The following is a 14,144-nucleotide window of genomic DNA, read 5'->3' as shown; positions in this document are numbered from 1 at the left end:
AAGTGCATGAAGAAACTTTCTGGCTCTGCTGCAATCATTGCCCTACGGCCTTTCATGGCTTGGCGAATTGCCGGTCGTGGAATTCGAACCGCGCCCGGTCCTTCGGGTCGAAGGCGCCCGACTGCGCGTCGATCCGCATCACGTTCGCTCCCGGCGCCGTCACTTTCGGCCAGGCGGGCAGGCCAGGCCCGTTCGGGTCGCCGTGCTGGATGAAGTTGGCAAAATAGCCCTGCATCGTGCGCGAGACGGCGCGATCTTCTTCCGTCCACGCATAGACCTTGTTTCCGTCCAGGTTGCCCATCGCGTATTCGATCTCGGCCGAGTGGGCGGCGCCGGTGGCAGCCGGCTTGCCGTCGAGCGTGGCCGGGCGCGGGCGCGAATAGTAGTAGCGCCAGCTTGGCGCCGCCTTCGCGTGCAGGTCGATCCATTTCCACGTGCCGTGGACGATCCAGCGGTCGCTCGACAGGTCGCGCGCCGCCTCGGCCACGTCATAACCGTACACGCGCGCCGCCTCGGCGGCGTCGTCGCCGTACAATTTTTTCAACGCGGCCTGGAAGCGCTCGGGCGTCGGCTCCTGGTTGTCGAGGATCGCCCGGGCGTGCGATTCCTCGGAATTCCAGCCGGCCAGCAGCGGCACCTTCGCCTGGCGGCCCTGCGCGTAGCTGTCCAGCGGCGCGCGGTCGATCACGTGGCCGTCGGTGGCGATGCCGAACCATGGCGCACCCGGCTTGCCCTGCGCTTGCAGCAGCGTCTCGGCGCTCGCCGCGCGCAGCTCCTTGAGCGTGGCGAAACCGGCACCGCTGGCGAATTCGGCGCCCTGCTTTTCCGCCTCGGCCAGCGGCGGCGCGCCGCGCCGGCCCAGCACCGAGCCGCTCTCGCCGATCGCCCGCGCGAACAGCCCCTTCGACATGGGCATGATCATCTGCGCGCTGACCGAATACGAGCCGGCCGATTCGCCGGCGATCGTCACCTGGTCCGGGTCGCCGCCGAAGGCCGCGATATTCTTCCTTACCCAGGCAAGGGCGGCCGCCTGATCCATCAGGCCGTAGTTGCCGGAAGCCTTGTGCCGGCTCTCGGCCGTCAGTTCGGGATGGGCGAGGAAGCCGAACACGCCGAGGCGGTAATTGATGGTCAGCGCCACGATGCCCTGCTTCGCCATCGCCGCGCCCTCGTAGCGCGGCTCGGAACCGTCGCCGGCGGCCAGGCCGCCGCCATGGATGTACACGAGCACCGGCAGTTTCTTCGCGCCCGCCCCGGCGGGTGCCCACACGTTCAGGTACAGGCAATCCTCGGACGGGGCGGGCGAGCGGAACACCATGTCGGAAAACAGCGGCAGCTGCATGCAGCGGTTGCCGAACGCCGTCGCCTGCCGCACGCCCTGCCACGGTTTCACCGGGCGCGGCGCCTGCCAGCGCAGGTCGCCGACCGGCGGCGCCGCGAACGGGATGCCCTTGAACGCGCGCACGCCATCCTCGATGCGGCCCTGGACCTGGCCACCCTCGACGGTGACGACCGGCCGGGGCGACAGGGCATGGGCGGCGCTTGCCGCGGCGGCCAGCAGGATGCCGGCGGATGCTCTCTTCATCGTATTGTCTCCTTCGTGGTTATTTCGTTATCGCCGGCCGGCGGCCGTATTCCTGGATCAGCCGGGCCAGCAGGTAGATGCGGGGCGCGATGCTGTCCACCTCGGCGTATTCATCGGCCGTGTGGATGCCGCCGCCGACGATGCCCAAGCCATCCAGGGTAGGCACGCCGGCCGCGAACATCAGGCTCGCGTCAGCTGCGCCGCCCGTGCTTTCCAGGGTCAGCTTGCGGCCGATCTCGGCATAGATGGACGCGGCCCTGGCCGCCAGCCCATCGGTGACGGCACTGGGCGGCATCGGCGGAAATCCGCGGGTCAATGATAGCGCTATCTGAGCCTCGGGTACCAGCTTCTTCGCAGCGATGCTGCGCATGTCGCGCTCCACGCGATCGAATTCCTCCGGCGTCTTCACCCGCACGTCCGCCGTTGCCCTTGCATGGTCCGGGATCACGTTGCTGCGCTCGCCGCCATGGATGACGGTCCAGCTGACCGTGGTTTCCTTGGCATCGTCGCCCAGGCGGGACAGCTGCACGACCTGGTGCGCCGCTTCCAGCGCCGCGTTGACGCCCTGCTTCGGCGCCACGCCGGCATGCGAAGCCTTGCCCGTCACTTCCAGCTCGATCTCGCCGCTGCCCTTGCGGGCCACCACCAGGCCGTCGGCCGCGCGGCCCGGCTCCAGGTTGAAGGCGACGTCGTGCCCGCGCACCAGCTTGTCGATCAGGGCGCGCGTGCCTTCCGAGCCCGTTTCCTCGTTCGTGTTGAGCAGGATGGTGAGCTTGCCGAAGTCTTTGTCGCCCAGCAGCCGGGCTGCCTGGACGGCGATGACGATGCCGCCCTTGTCGTCCATGATGCCCGGGCCATAGGCACGTCTGCCTTCGATGCGGAACGGGCGCTTCGCCGCCGTGCCGTCCGGGAACACGGTATCCATGTGGGCGACCAGCAGCACCCTGCCCTTGCCGGAACCGGTGCGCGTGGCCACGATGTTGTGGCCTGCCGCCGGGGTGGCCGGTGTCTTCTCGACGCTGAAACCCTGCTGCGCCAGTTCGGCCGCGGCAATCGCCCCGACCGCGTCCAACCCCTTCGCATTGAAGGTGCCGGAATCAATGTTGACGAGCTTTTCCAGCAGCGCCAGCGCCGCCGCCTGCCGCTCTTGTGCCGCCTTCAAGAGTGCGGGTTCGGCCGATGCCGCCCCCGCTGCCGCCCATGCCAGCATGACGCCGGCCACCAGCTTGCGCATATGATGCCTCCCCGATAACACCTCATCATAGCCCAGTGTGCTGAACGATGGCGTGACTGTCGAGCTCGTGTCATGGTGCCTGCCCCATGACACGCGCTCGACCTTGGGTGTTTAGCGGGCCAGCTCGGGATGTGCCGCCTCCGCTCCGTTCAGGGCGATCTTGCGTTGCAATTGCAGCAAGCCGTACAGCAGCGCCTCGGCGGTGGGCGGGCAACCGGGGATGTAGATATCGACGGGCACGATGCGGTCGCAGCCGCGCACCACGGAGTAGCTGTAGTGGTAATAGCCGCCGCCGTTGGCGCAGGAACCCATCGAAATCACGTACTTCGGCTCGGGCATCTGGTCATAGACCTTGCGCATGGCGCGCGCCATCTTGTTGGTCAACGTCCCCGCCACGATCATCAGGTCCGCATGCCGCGGCGAGGCTCGCGGCACCATGCCGAAGCGGTCCATGTCGTAGCGGGCCGACGCGCATTCCATCATCTCGACGGCGCAGCATGCCAGGCCGAACGTGAGGTACCACAGGCTGTCCTTGCGGGCGGCATCGAACAGGGCCGCTGCCGACGTGACGAGGAAACCGTCGTGTTGCTCGATTGCTCTCTCCATCGCTCTCTCCTTCGCTATCCGAAGGCGGCACGATAGCGGCGCGGGCGCTGGAAAAATTGTACGGAGCCGACATGGCTTGCTCAAGCCCGCGTGACGATGGCCCGGTGCGGCGTGTCGTAGCGGTACATGCGGTGCAGGCGGTCGTCGCCGTCCGCATACCAGGCGCCAGGCGGGCGGCCGGTGTACGCGGTAAAGTCCCGGATCATGTGGGCCTGGTCGTGATAGCCAGCATCCATCGCCACCCGCGTGAGCAGGCCCGGGCGCGGCGGAAGGTGCATCAGCATGCCAAGCGCCCGGGTATAGCGCAGCATCTGGCGCATCGCCCGCATGCTCTGGCCATAACTGGCCTGGAAGCGACGCTCCAGCTGTCGCTCGCCGATGCCATAGCGCCGCGCGATCTCGGGAGCCGGCAAGTCGAGCAGCGCGGCAGGCAACACGAATGGCGCGGCACGTCCTCCCCGGCGGGCGAGCACCTGCAACAGCCAGGATTGCAGCGCACCGACCCAGCGGGCGATGTCGCGCGTGCCCGCCACTGCCTCCGCCAGCGCCCTCGCAGGCACGCACGGTTCGGCATCGGCCAACGCCACGGGAGTGTCGCGCAAGGCGCCGGGGCTCATGCCAAACAAGGTTGCGAAGCTGGCAGGTTCGATCAGCGCGCTGATGAAGGACGTGTTCTGCTGCCACAGCACAGGCATGGCCGCGGTAACGGGTCCGCACAGCATTGGCTCGCGGAACAGCGCCAGCCGGCCGCCGGTCGAAGGCACCAGGGAACCGCCGGCGGCGAAGAACGTTGCCATCGGATAGGGAGAAGCCGGCACGATGGCCGGGCCGGCGCTGTCCCACTCCACGTGGAAATAGCGCACGATCCCCGCCAGTGCCGGCGGTGGCATCAGCGCGAGGCGGCGCCCGATGGCGGATGTTGGCGGATCGTCCATGCCTCATTATAGGCAGCGCATGGGCCGGCTTGCGCCAGGCCTAAACTTTTCGCTCGACAGTCCGAAAACGGTAAGGGAGCCGTTGCCGCATCCACGCGCGGATGACAAGTGCACCAAGGTCGTTGATCGCACGGCATCAGTCGTGAAATCGGCACGGATTCGTTACAAAACAAGGCTTTACAATTATGATGCCCACAGGCATCATCCCTTGATTGCCTCCAATTTCATCAACCGTTTCATCTATGGCAGCAGTCCAACCCACGACGGCATCAGGCACTCCCATGCCGGGATTGGCGCGGGCGCTGGTGCAGGCCGGTCGCCTGACGGCCGCCCAGGCGGACGCGCTGGTGAAACGCTCGGCCGCCGACAAGCAGCCGTTCATCGACGTGCTGCTGGCCGGCGGCGCCATTGGCGCGCGCGACCTCGCCGCCTTCTGCTCCGAGACCTTCGCCTACCCGATGATGGACTTGCACGCCCTCAGCGTTGCGGCCCTGCCCGAGAAGATCATCGATGAAAAGCTGATGCAGGCGCAGCGCGTGGTGGCGCTGGCCAAGCGGGGCAACAAGATGTCGGTGGCGATTTCCGATCCCACCAACATGCAGGCGCTGGACCAGATCAAGTTCCAGACCGAGTCGCTGGTCGAACCCGTGATCGTGGCGCACGATGCGCTGCTGCGGCTGCTGCACGAGCTCGGCAAGAGCAGCGCCCAGCTGATCGACGAGCTGGCCGGCGCCGAAGGTTCCATCGCCTTTGCCGAAGAGCAGGAAGCGGCGGCCGCCGAAGCGCCGTCCACCGATATCGAGGATGCGCCCATCGTGCGCTTCCTGAACAAGATGCTGATGGATGCCGTGAACATGGGCGCCTCGGACCTGCACTTCGAACCGTTCGAGAAGTTCTACAGGATCAGGTTCCGGGTCGATGGCGTGCTGGTCGAGCACGCGCAGCCGCCGGTGGCCATCAAGGACAAGCTGGTCTCGCGCATCAAGGTACTGGCCCGGCTCGACATCTCCGAAAAGCGCGTGCCGCAGGATGGCCGCATGCGGTTGATCGTGTCGCCGACCCGGACGCTGGACCTGCGTGTCTCCACGCTGCCCACGCTGTTCGGCGAAAAGACCGTCATGCGTATCCTCGACGCGACGCAGGCGCAGATGGGCATCGACGCGCTGGGCTACGAGCCGGAACAGAAGGCGCTGATGCTGGACGCGATTGCCCGGCCGTACGGCATGGTGCTCGTCACCGGTCCCACGGGTTCCGGCAAGACCGTGTCGCTGTACACCTGCCTGAACATCCTGAACAAGCCGGGCATCAATATCTCGACGGCCGAAGACCCGGCCGAGATCAACCTGCCCGGCGTGAACCAGGTGAACGTGAACGACAAGGCGGGACTGACCTTCCCCGTCGCGCTGAAGTCCTTCCTGCGCCAGGACCCGGACATCATCATGGTCGGCGAGATCCGCGACCTGGAAACGGCCGATATCGCGATCAAGGCGGCGCAGACGGGCCACATGGTGTTCTCCACGCTGCACACGAACGACGCGCCCTCGACGCTGACACGCCTGATGAACATGGGCGTGGCGCCGTTCAACATCGCCTCGTCCGTGATCCTGATCACGGCCCAGCGCCTGGCGCGGCGCCTGTGCGGCTGCAAGAAGCCGCTCGATATCGCGCCGGACAAGCTGGTGAGCGCGGGCTTCAAGCCAGAGGAGCTCGATGGCAGCTGGAAGTCGTACGGCCCGGTCGGCTGCGAACGCTGCAACGGCTCCGGCTACAAGGGGCGCGTGGGCATCTACCAGATCATGCCGATCACGCCGGCGATCGAGGCGCTGATCCTCGCGCACGGCAACTCGATGCAGATCGCCGCCCAGGCCCAGGCCGAGGGCGTGAAATCGCTGCGCCAGTCGGGCCTCGTGAAGGTGAAGGCCGGCCTGACGAGCCTCGAGGAAGTGCTGGGCTGCACGAACGAATAGAACATACGACGGGACGGATAGCGATGGCATACGCGCCGAACAGGACCAGGGATAACCAGGTCAAGGAATCGATCTTCGCCTGGGAAGGCAAGGACAAGACGGGCAAGACCGTGCGCGGCGAATTGCGCGCCGGCGGCGAAGCCGTGGTGAACGTGACCCTGCGCCGCCAGGGCATCATGGTCACCAAGGTGAAGAAGAAGGTGTACCGCTCCGGCAAGAAGGTCACGGACAAGGACATCACCCTCTTCACCCGCCAGCTGGCGACGATGATGAAGGCCGGCGTGCCCCTGCTGCAATCGTTCGATATCGTGGGCAAGGGCCACGCCAACCCGTCGGTCTCGAAGCTGGTGATGGACCTGCGCGCCGACATCGAAACGGGCACCAGCCTGAATGGCGCGTTCCGCAAGTTCCCGCTGTACTTCGACCCGCTGTTCTGCAACCTGGTGGGCGCCGGCGAACAGGCCGGCATCCTGGAAGACCTGCTCACGCGCCTGGCCCTGTACAAGGAAAAGACGCTGGCCATGAAGGCCAAGATCAAGTCCGCCCTCACCTACCCGATCGCCATCCTGGCGGTGGCCTTCATCGTCACGGCCGTGATCATGATCTGGGTGGTACCCGCGTTCAAGGAAGTGTTCACCAGCTTCGGTGCCGACCTGCCGGCGCCCACGCTGTTCGTGATGGCGATGTCGGAATTCTTCGTGAACTGGTGGTACGTGATCTTCGGCGGCCTGTTCGCCGGCATCTATTTCTTCTTCCAGGCGTGGCGGCGCTCGCCGCCGATGCAGCAGGCCATGGACCGGCTGCTGTTGAAGGTGCCCGTGTTCGGCGATGTGGTCCGCAAGGCAACGATCGCGCGCTGGACCCGCACGCTGGCGACGATGTTCGCGGCCGGCGTGCCGCTCGTCGAAGCGCTCGACTCGGTCGGCGGTGCCTCCGGCAACGCCGTCTATATCGATGCCACGCGCACGATCCAGAAGGACGTGTCCACCGGCGTGAGCCTGACGGTGGCGATGCAGAACGTGGAAGTGTTCCCCAATATGGTCACGCAGATGGTCGCCATCGGCGAGGAATCCGGCGCGCTGGACGGCATGCTGGGCAAGGTGGCCGACTTCTACGAGCAGGAAGTGGACGAGGCGGTCGCTTCGCTGTCGTCGCTGATGGAGCCGGCGATCATGGTGATCCTCGGCGTGCTGATCGGCGGGCTGGTGGTGGCCATGTATTTGCCGATCTTCAAGCTGGGCTCCGTCGTCTGATCCCTCGTCAGTGCGGGGCCGGCGCCGGGATCGCTCCCGCGCCCGCCCCGCCCGGCCGCAGCTTCACCCTCAGCACCGCCACCGCCGCGCACAGCATCAGCACCCCGGCCAGCCGGATCACGTTCTCCGGATTCCCGCCCAGGCCCGCCTGGTAGAACAGTGGCAGCGTAAAGATCTGGATGATCATCGGGATCACGATGAACATATTGAAGATGCCCATGTACACGCCGTTGCGCTCGGGCGGGATGCAGCCGGCCAGCATCACGTAGGGGTTGCCCATCATGCTGGCCCATGCCAGGCCGATGCCGACCATCGGGATGAACAGCAGCGCCGGTTCGCGGATCAGCGGGATGCACAGCATGCACGCGCCGGCCAGGGCCACGCAGAGCGCATGCATGCGCTTGGGCCCGTAGCGCCGCGTGAACGGCACCAGCGCGAACGCGGCCAGGAAGGCAATGAAGTTGTAGAACGCGCCCACCTGGCCGTTGAGCAGGCCGGCATCGCGGAAGCCTTCGCTGGCCGGGTCGGTGGTGCCGTAGATCGACTGCGCCAGCGCCAGCATGATGTATTGCCAGTAGCAGAACATCGCGTACCACTGGAACAGCTTGACGAGCGCCAGCTGGCGCATCGTCTGCGGCATCTCGCGCACCGCCGCGGCGATGTCGGCGAGCATCGCACGCAGGCCGGGCCGGTGCGCCTTCATGTGTTCCAGCTGCGCCGCGTCCAGCGGCAGCTCGGGCGTGGTACGGATCGACCACAGCACGCTGGTGATCGACATGACCGCGCCGATCATGAAGGCGGCCACCACCACCTGCGGGATATGGCTGCCGTTGGTCGCGTCCTTGTCCATGCCCATGAATACCAGCAGCGACGGTGTCAGGTAGGCCAGTGTCTGCCCCAGTCCCGTGAAGGCGCTCTGCGTGAGGAAGCCGAGCGAATGCTGGCGCGGCGCCAGCCGGTCGCTGACGAACGCGCGGTAAGGCTCCATCGTGACGTTGTTGGCGGCGTCGAGGATCCATAGCAGGCTCGCGGCCATCCACAGCGTGGGGCTGAACGGCATGAACAACAAGCCGAGGCTGCACAGGATCGCCCCCACCAGGAAATATGGCGTGCGCCGCCCCCAGCGCGTGACGGTGCGGTCGCTCATGGCGCCCACCAGCGGCTGCACGAGCAGGCCGGTGACGGGGCCGGCCAGCCACAGCAGCGGCAAGGTCGCCTCGTCGGCGCCCAGGTATTTGTAGATCGGGCTCATGCTGCTCTGCTGCAGCCCGAAGCTGAACTGGATGCCGAAGAATCCCACGTTCATGTTGACGACCTGCCGGAACGACAGGTGAGGTTGATGATTCATCGCAAGGTCTCCGTTATCGTTATTGTCGTCGTTCGCGGGGAATCAGTAGGCCCGACAGCGGGCCTGCCAGCGGGCCAGCCAGCCGGCATGGAAGGCCGGGTCGGGCGGCACCGCGCCGCGCACCCCGCAGATCGCCGCCGCGAACGCGTTGGCCCGCTCCAGCGTCGTGTCCAGTGGCCAGCCTAGCCGGTCGCCCAGCAGGAATACGGCGGAGAAGGCGTCGCCCGCCCCCACCGTGTCCACGATCTCGATGGCATCCGGTGCCGCGGCGTGCAGCCGCGTGCCGTCCGCACCCAGCCACAGCGCGCCACGCGGTCCCAGGGTGACGATCATGCCGCGCAGGCCGAACGCGTCGATCAGGGCGTTGGCTGCCGCTGCCGCCGCCGCGTCGAGCACGTCCTCGCCCGCCGGGCGGGGCAGGCCGCGCGCCGCGTGTACCCACTGCAATTCCTCTTCATTGACCTTCAGGATATGCGCCTGGCCGATCGCCTCGAGCACGTGCCGCGCCGGCACCTGCCCGTCGCGCAGGTTCAGGTCGAGATAGCGTGGCGCGGCGGCCGCCGCGATCATGCTGCCGAGGGCGGCGCGCGATACGTCGCCGCGTTGGGCCAGCGTGCCGAAGTACAGCATGCCCGGTGCGGCCATCCCCGGCGCCGCCAGCGCGGCCAGTGCCTCGTCGGCATCGATGTGGTCGTAGGCCTGGTCGGGCAGGATGTCGAAACGGTGGCCGTGTTCATCCTGCTCGACCACCACCCGGCCGGTCGGGCGCCGGGGATCGGTTTGCAGGCCCGCTTCAAGCATGCCGAAGCGGGAAAATTGCGCGCGCACCGCCGCGCCGTTCGCATCGGCGCCGATGCGGGTGATCATCAGCGCGGGCACGCCGAAGCCGGCAAGGTGGCGCGCCACGTTGAAGGGCGCACCGCCGACAACCTGGGTGGTGCCGAAATCGTCGACCAGCGCTTCGCCGAAGACGGCGATGGCCTGCATGTCTCGTGTCATGGATAGTCTTTCCTGTCGTGGAGCGGTCTTTTAGCGGCGCAGCCAGAGCATGGCCCACGGAGCCAGCTCGATTACGTCACCGTGGCCGGGCCAGGCGCCGGCACCCAGCGCCGTCAGCGAAACGGCCAGCGTGCGCTCCGAGAAATTGAACAATGCCAGGAAATGGTCGCCTCGTGCCAGCGCCAGCAGGGCATCGTCCGCCGTGGGCAGGACGGCGCGCGGCACGTCGGCGGCGAGCGCGGGGCAGCCGCGCCGCTCGCTCACGAGGGCGCGCAGGGCGCGGAACACCTGCCCTGCCCAGCTGTCCGGATCGTCGCGCCGGGCCAGCCCCTCCTCGTCGAACACCGGGCGCTGTACCCAGCGCGTGTCGTGCGCGCGCTGCGGATCGTCGCGGTAGCCGTGGTCGTTGCCCATGCCCAGCTCGTCGCCCATGTACAGCACGGGCATGCCGCCGAACGCGAGCGCCACCCCATGCACCAGCAGCAGGCGGCGCAGGGCCAGCTCGCGCGCTCGCGGCCCTTCGGCCGTTTCAAAGCCCGTCAATGCCGCGGCCATGCCGTTGGTGGCAAGGCCCGACTGGAACGGCACGCCGGCGGCATAGCTGCCGCCTTCGCCATGGAAGAAGCGCGCCACGGCAGCGAGCCGGCCGGTATCGCCCTGCGCTTCATCCAGCAGGATCTTCCAGCCGATATCGTCGTGGCAGCGCACATAGGTCAGCCAGCTGGCGCCGGGTGGCGCCGCTGGCGTGCCTTCGATCACGGCGCGCAGCAGGCCCGTATCCTGCTCGGCCAGCGCGGCCCAGCCGGCGGCCATCAGGGTGCTGTGGTAGGCCAGGTGGCATTCCGGCGTGCCGGGGCCACCCAGGTAGGCCGGCAGCTCGCGGGTGGGCACGATGGCTTCGGCCTTCAGCAGCACGCCCGGCGCGGCGATCGCCACGATGGCGCGCAGCGCCTGGAGCAGCGCGTGCACCTCCGGCTGGTTCATGCAGGGCGTGCCCTCGCGCTTCCACAGGAACGCCGTGGAATCGAGGCGGAACACTTCCACGCCCCGGTTCGCCAGCCGCAGCAGGGCCGCGGCGATTTCGCCGAGCACTTCGGGGTTGGCGTAGTTCAGGTCCCACTGGAACGGGTAGAACGTGGTCCATACCCAGCCTTCCATGGCCGGCACGTGGGTGAAATTGCCCGGCGCGGCGGCCGGGAAGACCTGGCCCAGCGTGCGCTCGTAGCGCTCCGGCATCGCGCGGTCCGGGAACACGTGGAAGAAGCGGCGCAGCCGCGCATCGCCGGCCATGGCGCCGCGCGCCCAGGCATGGTCGTCCGCCACGTGGTTCAGCACGAAGTCGGCGCACAGGCTGATGCCCGCCTCGCGCAGCTGCCCGCACAGCGCTTCCAGGTCGGCCATGCTGCCGAGGGCGGGATCGACTTCGTCGAAGCTGGACACGGCGAAGCCGCCGTCGTTCTCGCCGGCGCGGGCGCGCAGGAATGGCAGCAGGTGCAGGTAGGTGACGCCCAGCGTGCGCAGGTGCTCGATGCGCCCGGCGATGCCGGGAAGGTCGCCGCCGAAGCGCGACGCGTAGGCGCAGTAGCCCAGCATGTCCTGGCGCAGGAACCAGTCCGGCTCGGCGGCGCGCCGCACATCCTGCGCCAGCAGGCCGGCGGGCCGGACGGCCATCAGGCTGCCGATCGTCGCCAGCAGTGCCGCGTACCATTGCTCGAAGCCGGGTTGTTCGCCATACACGGCAGCGAGGCGCCCGTACAGCAGCGGCCCGTGCTCGGCGTAGCGGCGCGCCGCGGCGGCACGCAGCGACGAAGGAAGCGCCGCCAGCAGCGGCTCGGGAGAGGGAAAGTCGGTCATGGAATGCCAAGTAAAATGCCGGCGCCGTGGCGGGCGCCGGCTGGGTCGGTGACGCTCAGAACGAGTAGCGCACGCTGGCCTTGATGGAGCGGCCGCTGACCGACCGCGCGGCGTGGCCGTCGCTTTCGGCTTCGGTGAAACCGGTCTCGTTGAACAGGTTGTTGGCCGACAGCGCCAGCATGATGCGTTCGTTGATGCGGTAGTTCACGAAGGCGCTGACGGTGCGGTAGGCCGGCAGCTCGATGGTGTTCGCGTCGTCCGCCCACGAGCGGCCGGTGCCCACCATGCTGGCGCCCACCTTGGCGGGGCCGAAGTCGTAGCTGGCGGCCAGCTGGTACACGGCGCGCGCCTGGCGCCGCGGCGTATTGCCCACCAGCGCTTCGGAACCCGGCGCGGCGGCGCTGATCTCGGCATCAGTCAAGGTGAGGCCGCCGTTGACCTGGAAGCCGCCGTTGCGCCAGGCCGCCTCGATCTCCACGCCCTTGGCGTCATAGCTGTTGGCCGTGCTAGTCTGCGTGGTGACTTCGTAGTTGGTCTCGCGCGTTTTCGCATGGAAGGCCGTGACGAAGGCGCTCAGCGGCCCGCTGCGCCACTTCACGCCGCCCTCGAGCTGGCGCACCGTGTTGATGCTGATGGGCGCGCTGCCGTCGAGCGGGGCGCCGAACAGGATGCGGTCGGCATTGAAGGCCACGCCTTCGCTGCTGCGCGCAAACACGGCCAGGCCGCTGGAGAGCCGGTAGTTCGCCCCCACCGAATACGAGTTTCGGCTGAGGTCATAGTCGACCCGCTGCGCGGTGGCCGGATCGTAGCGCAGCGCGCCGGTGGCGATGTTGGCCGAGCCGCCGGCGCTTTGCCGGTCGTGGCGCACGCTGGCATCCACGTTCAGCGGCCCCGCCTCGTAGCCCAGGTTGACGTACGGCGAGCGGTAGCGGTACTGCACGTCCACGGCGCGCGAGCAGCAGGCACCGAAGGCCGGGCCTACCAGGCCCGGGGTGGCGCTGGCAGTTTGCAGCAAGGCCGGCCTGTCACCGGTCGCCTGCATCAGGTACTCGTTGAAGTTCCACGTCAGGCCCAGGTCCTGGTTGGCGACGTAGACGCCGCCGGTGGCCGTCAGGCGGCGGCCGTCGGCCAGCTGGAAGGTGCGCGCCAGCTTGGTGTCGCTCATCACCGAATCGGCATCGTCGATCGAGGTATTGAATACCACGGCGGCGAAGGCCCGGCCGCGGTAGGCCTGGCCGGCCTGCGGTCCGGTGGCGAACACGTACTCGCCTTCCGTGCCGCTGTTGCCCGCGAAGACACCGATGAAGCGGCCGCTGTTGTTCGACTTGCGCAGGCGCTCGGTCAGCGTCCAGCCGTTGCCGAGGTCGAACTGGCCTTCCAGGCCGACGGTATCGCTGCGCACGCGCATGCCGTCGTTGACGTCGTGCGCCACGCGGCGGTTGGCCTTGTCGAGCGTGACATCCGGCACCCAGTAAGGCGAGTAGAAGCTGGCCGTGCGCGGGTCGATGCCGTCGATGGCTTCGACCTTGCCGTTGACGACGCGCGTCGGTACCGGCAGCGCCGTGGGCGTGCGGTCGTCCAGGTGCTTGACGGACAGGCGCAGGTAGCCGCGATCGAATTCGTGCGTGATGTTGGCGCGCAGCTGGCCGCCCTGCTCGCTGGTGAGCGCCGTTTCGCGCACACCTTCACCGATGCGGTAGAATCCGCCGACGAAGAAGCGGGTGCGCTTGCCGAGCGCGCCGCCGTAGTCGGCATCGATGCGGGAGGAACGGTGGTCCACGCCCTGCGTGAGGCCGATGCTGCCGCCCTCCTGCTCGCCCGTCTTGCCGATGAAGTTGATGATGCCGCCCGGCGCGTTGGTCGCGAGCGTGGAGGCGGAACCACCGCGCACCACCTCGAGGTGGGACAGGCTCCCGTCGATGCGCACGAAAGCGTCCGGCGTGGCGAAGTTGAAGTCGCCCGACTGCAATACTGGCAGGCCGTCCTCCTGCATCTGCACATAGCGCGAACCGCCCGCGGAGATGGGCACGCCGCGCACGGTCATGTTGGCGTTGCCTTCGCCGCCGGAGGATTCTGAACGCACGCCGGGCACGGAGCGCAGCACGTCTGCGGCGCTGGTGGGCACGGCCTGCGCGATCGTATCCGCCTCCAGCGTGCTGACCGAGACGCTCGATTTCATTTTCGACGTGCCGGCGGCCGTGCCGGTCACGACCACGCGGTTCATCTGCAGGGCGTCGTCGGCCGGCGCCGCCGCGGCGGGCGCTTCCTGGGCCAGGGCGCCGCTCATCTGCAACAGGGCGAGCGATACCGCCGCCCCCATGCGGGTGCAAGGGAAAGTCATAGTCTCCTCCAATGTTTTATCG

10 protein-coding genes are annotated in these 14,144 nt (G+C 67.8%); 2 read left to right on the top strand and 8 right to left on the bottom strand.

The genetic code is table 11. The features are described from left to right. Positions 1-52 precede the first annotated feature (52 nt). From V6Z91_RS13130 to V6Z91_RS13115, 4 genes are all read right to left on the bottom strand, one after another. Positions 53-1,585, bottom strand: a complete 1,533-nt coding sequence (locus V6Z91_RS13130; protein WP_338770934.1) for a carboxylesterase family protein — start codon at positions 1,583-1,585, stop codon at positions 53-55. Positions 1,586-1,604: 19 nt separating this feature from the next. Further along, a complete protein-coding gene (locus V6Z91_RS13125) occupies positions 1,605-2,819 on the bottom strand; it encodes a glutamate carboxypeptidase (protein ID WP_338770932.1) in 1,215 nt (404 codons plus the stop codon). Positions 2,820-2,930: 111 nt separating this feature from the next. Further along, the gene (locus V6Z91_RS13120; protein WP_338770930.1) at positions 2,931-3,425 is read right to left on the bottom strand and encodes an NADH-quinone oxidoreductase subunit B family protein; all 495 of its coding nucleotides are present in this window, start codon (positions 3,423-3,425) and stop codon (positions 2,931-2,933) included. 80 nt (positions 3,426-3,505) lie between these two features. Further along, positions 3,506-4,360, bottom strand: a complete 855-nt coding sequence (locus V6Z91_RS13115; protein ID WP_338770928.1) for a helix-turn-helix domain-containing protein — start codon at positions 4,358-4,360, stop codon at positions 3,506-3,508. A 281-nt stretch (positions 4,361-4,641) separates the two neighbouring features. On the opposite strand from V6Z91_RS13115, the gene pilB reads away from it, so the two are divergent. Beyond that, positions 4,642-6,327, top strand: a complete 1,686-nt coding sequence (gene pilB / locus V6Z91_RS13110; RefSeq protein ID WP_338770927.1) for a type IV-A pilus assembly ATPase PilB — start codon at positions 4,642-4,644, stop codon at positions 6,325-6,327. Positions 6,328-6,350: 23 nt separating this feature from the next. After that, a complete protein-coding gene (locus tag V6Z91_RS13105; protein ID WP_338770925.1) occupies positions 6,351-7,580 on the top strand; it encodes a type II secretion system F family protein in 1,230 nt (409 codons plus the stop codon). Between the two features lie 7 nt (positions 7,581-7,587). Here the strand turns inward: V6Z91_RS13105 and V6Z91_RS13100 are convergent, their stop codons facing one another. From V6Z91_RS13100 to V6Z91_RS13085, 4 genes are read right to left on the bottom strand one after another with little or no spacing between them, the layout of a single operon-like run. After that, complete coding sequence (locus V6Z91_RS13100; RefSeq protein ID WP_338770923.1) at positions 7,588-8,928, bottom strand: MFS transporter; 1,341 nt, start codon at positions 8,926-8,928, stop codon at positions 7,588-7,590. Between the two features lie 42 nt (positions 8,929-8,970). Beyond that, on the bottom strand, positions 8,971-9,927 hold the full coding sequence (locus tag V6Z91_RS13095) for a PfkB family carbohydrate kinase (RefSeq protein WP_338770922.1): 957 nt from the start codon (positions 9,925-9,927) through the stop codon (positions 8,971-8,973). 30 nt (positions 9,928-9,957) lie between these two features. Then, on the bottom strand, positions 9,958-11,781 hold the full coding sequence (locus tag V6Z91_RS13090; protein WP_338770921.1) for an alpha-amylase family glycosyl hydrolase: 1,824 nt from the start codon (positions 11,779-11,781) through the stop codon (positions 9,958-9,960). 55 nt (positions 11,782-11,836) lie between these two features. After that, positions 11,837-14,122, bottom strand: coding sequence for a TonB-dependent receptor (locus V6Z91_RS13085; protein WP_338770920.1), 2,286 nt, complete (start codon positions 14,120-14,122; stop codon positions 11,837-11,839). Between the last annotated feature and the right edge of the window lie 22 nt (positions 14,123-14,144).

It is taken from the genome of Massilia sp. METH4, assembly GCF_037094685.1.
Classification (GTDB): domain Bacteria; phylum Pseudomonadota; class Gammaproteobacteria; order Burkholderiales; family Burkholderiaceae_D; genus Rugamonas.
This window is presented reverse-complemented; position numbering and strand designations above follow the sequence as displayed.

Coding starts and splice junctions, on each gene's coding strand:
- V6Z91_RS13105 (WP_338770925.1), top strand. CDS start 6,351: ATGGCATACGCGCCGAACAGGACCAGGGATAACCAGGTCAAGGAATCG.
- V6Z91_RS13115 (WP_338770928.1), bottom strand. CDS start 4,360: ATGGACGATCCGCCAACATCCGCCATCGGGCGCCGCCTCGCGCTGATG.
- V6Z91_RS13095 (WP_338770922.1), bottom strand. CDS start 9,927: ATGACACGAGACATGCAGGCCATCGCCGTCTTCGGCGAAGCGCTGGTC.
- V6Z91_RS13130 (WP_338770934.1), bottom strand. CDS start 1,585: ATGAAGAGAGCATCCGCCGGCATCCTGCTGGCCGCCGCGGCAAGCGCC.
- V6Z91_RS13125 (WP_338770932.1), bottom strand. CDS start 2,819: ATGCGCAAGCTGGTGGCCGGCGTCATGCTGGCATGGGCGGCAGCGGGG.
- V6Z91_RS13120 (WP_338770930.1), bottom strand. CDS start 3,425: ATGGAGAGAGCAATCGAGCAACACGACGGTTTCCTCGTCACGTCGGCA.
- V6Z91_RS13085 (WP_338770920.1), bottom strand. CDS start 14,122: ATGACTTTCCCTTGCACCCGCATGGGGGCGGCGGTATCGCTCGCCCTG.
- pilB (WP_338770927.1), top strand. CDS start 4,642: ATGCCGGGATTGGCGCGGGCGCTGGTGCAGGCCGGTCGCCTGACGGCC.
- V6Z91_RS13100 (WP_338770923.1), bottom strand. CDS start 8,928: ATGAATCATCAACCTCACCTGTCGTTCCGGCAGGTCGTCAACATGAAC.
- V6Z91_RS13090 (WP_338770921.1), bottom strand. CDS start 11,781: ATGACCGACTTTCCCTCTCCCGAGCCGCTGCTGGCGGCGCTTCCTTCG.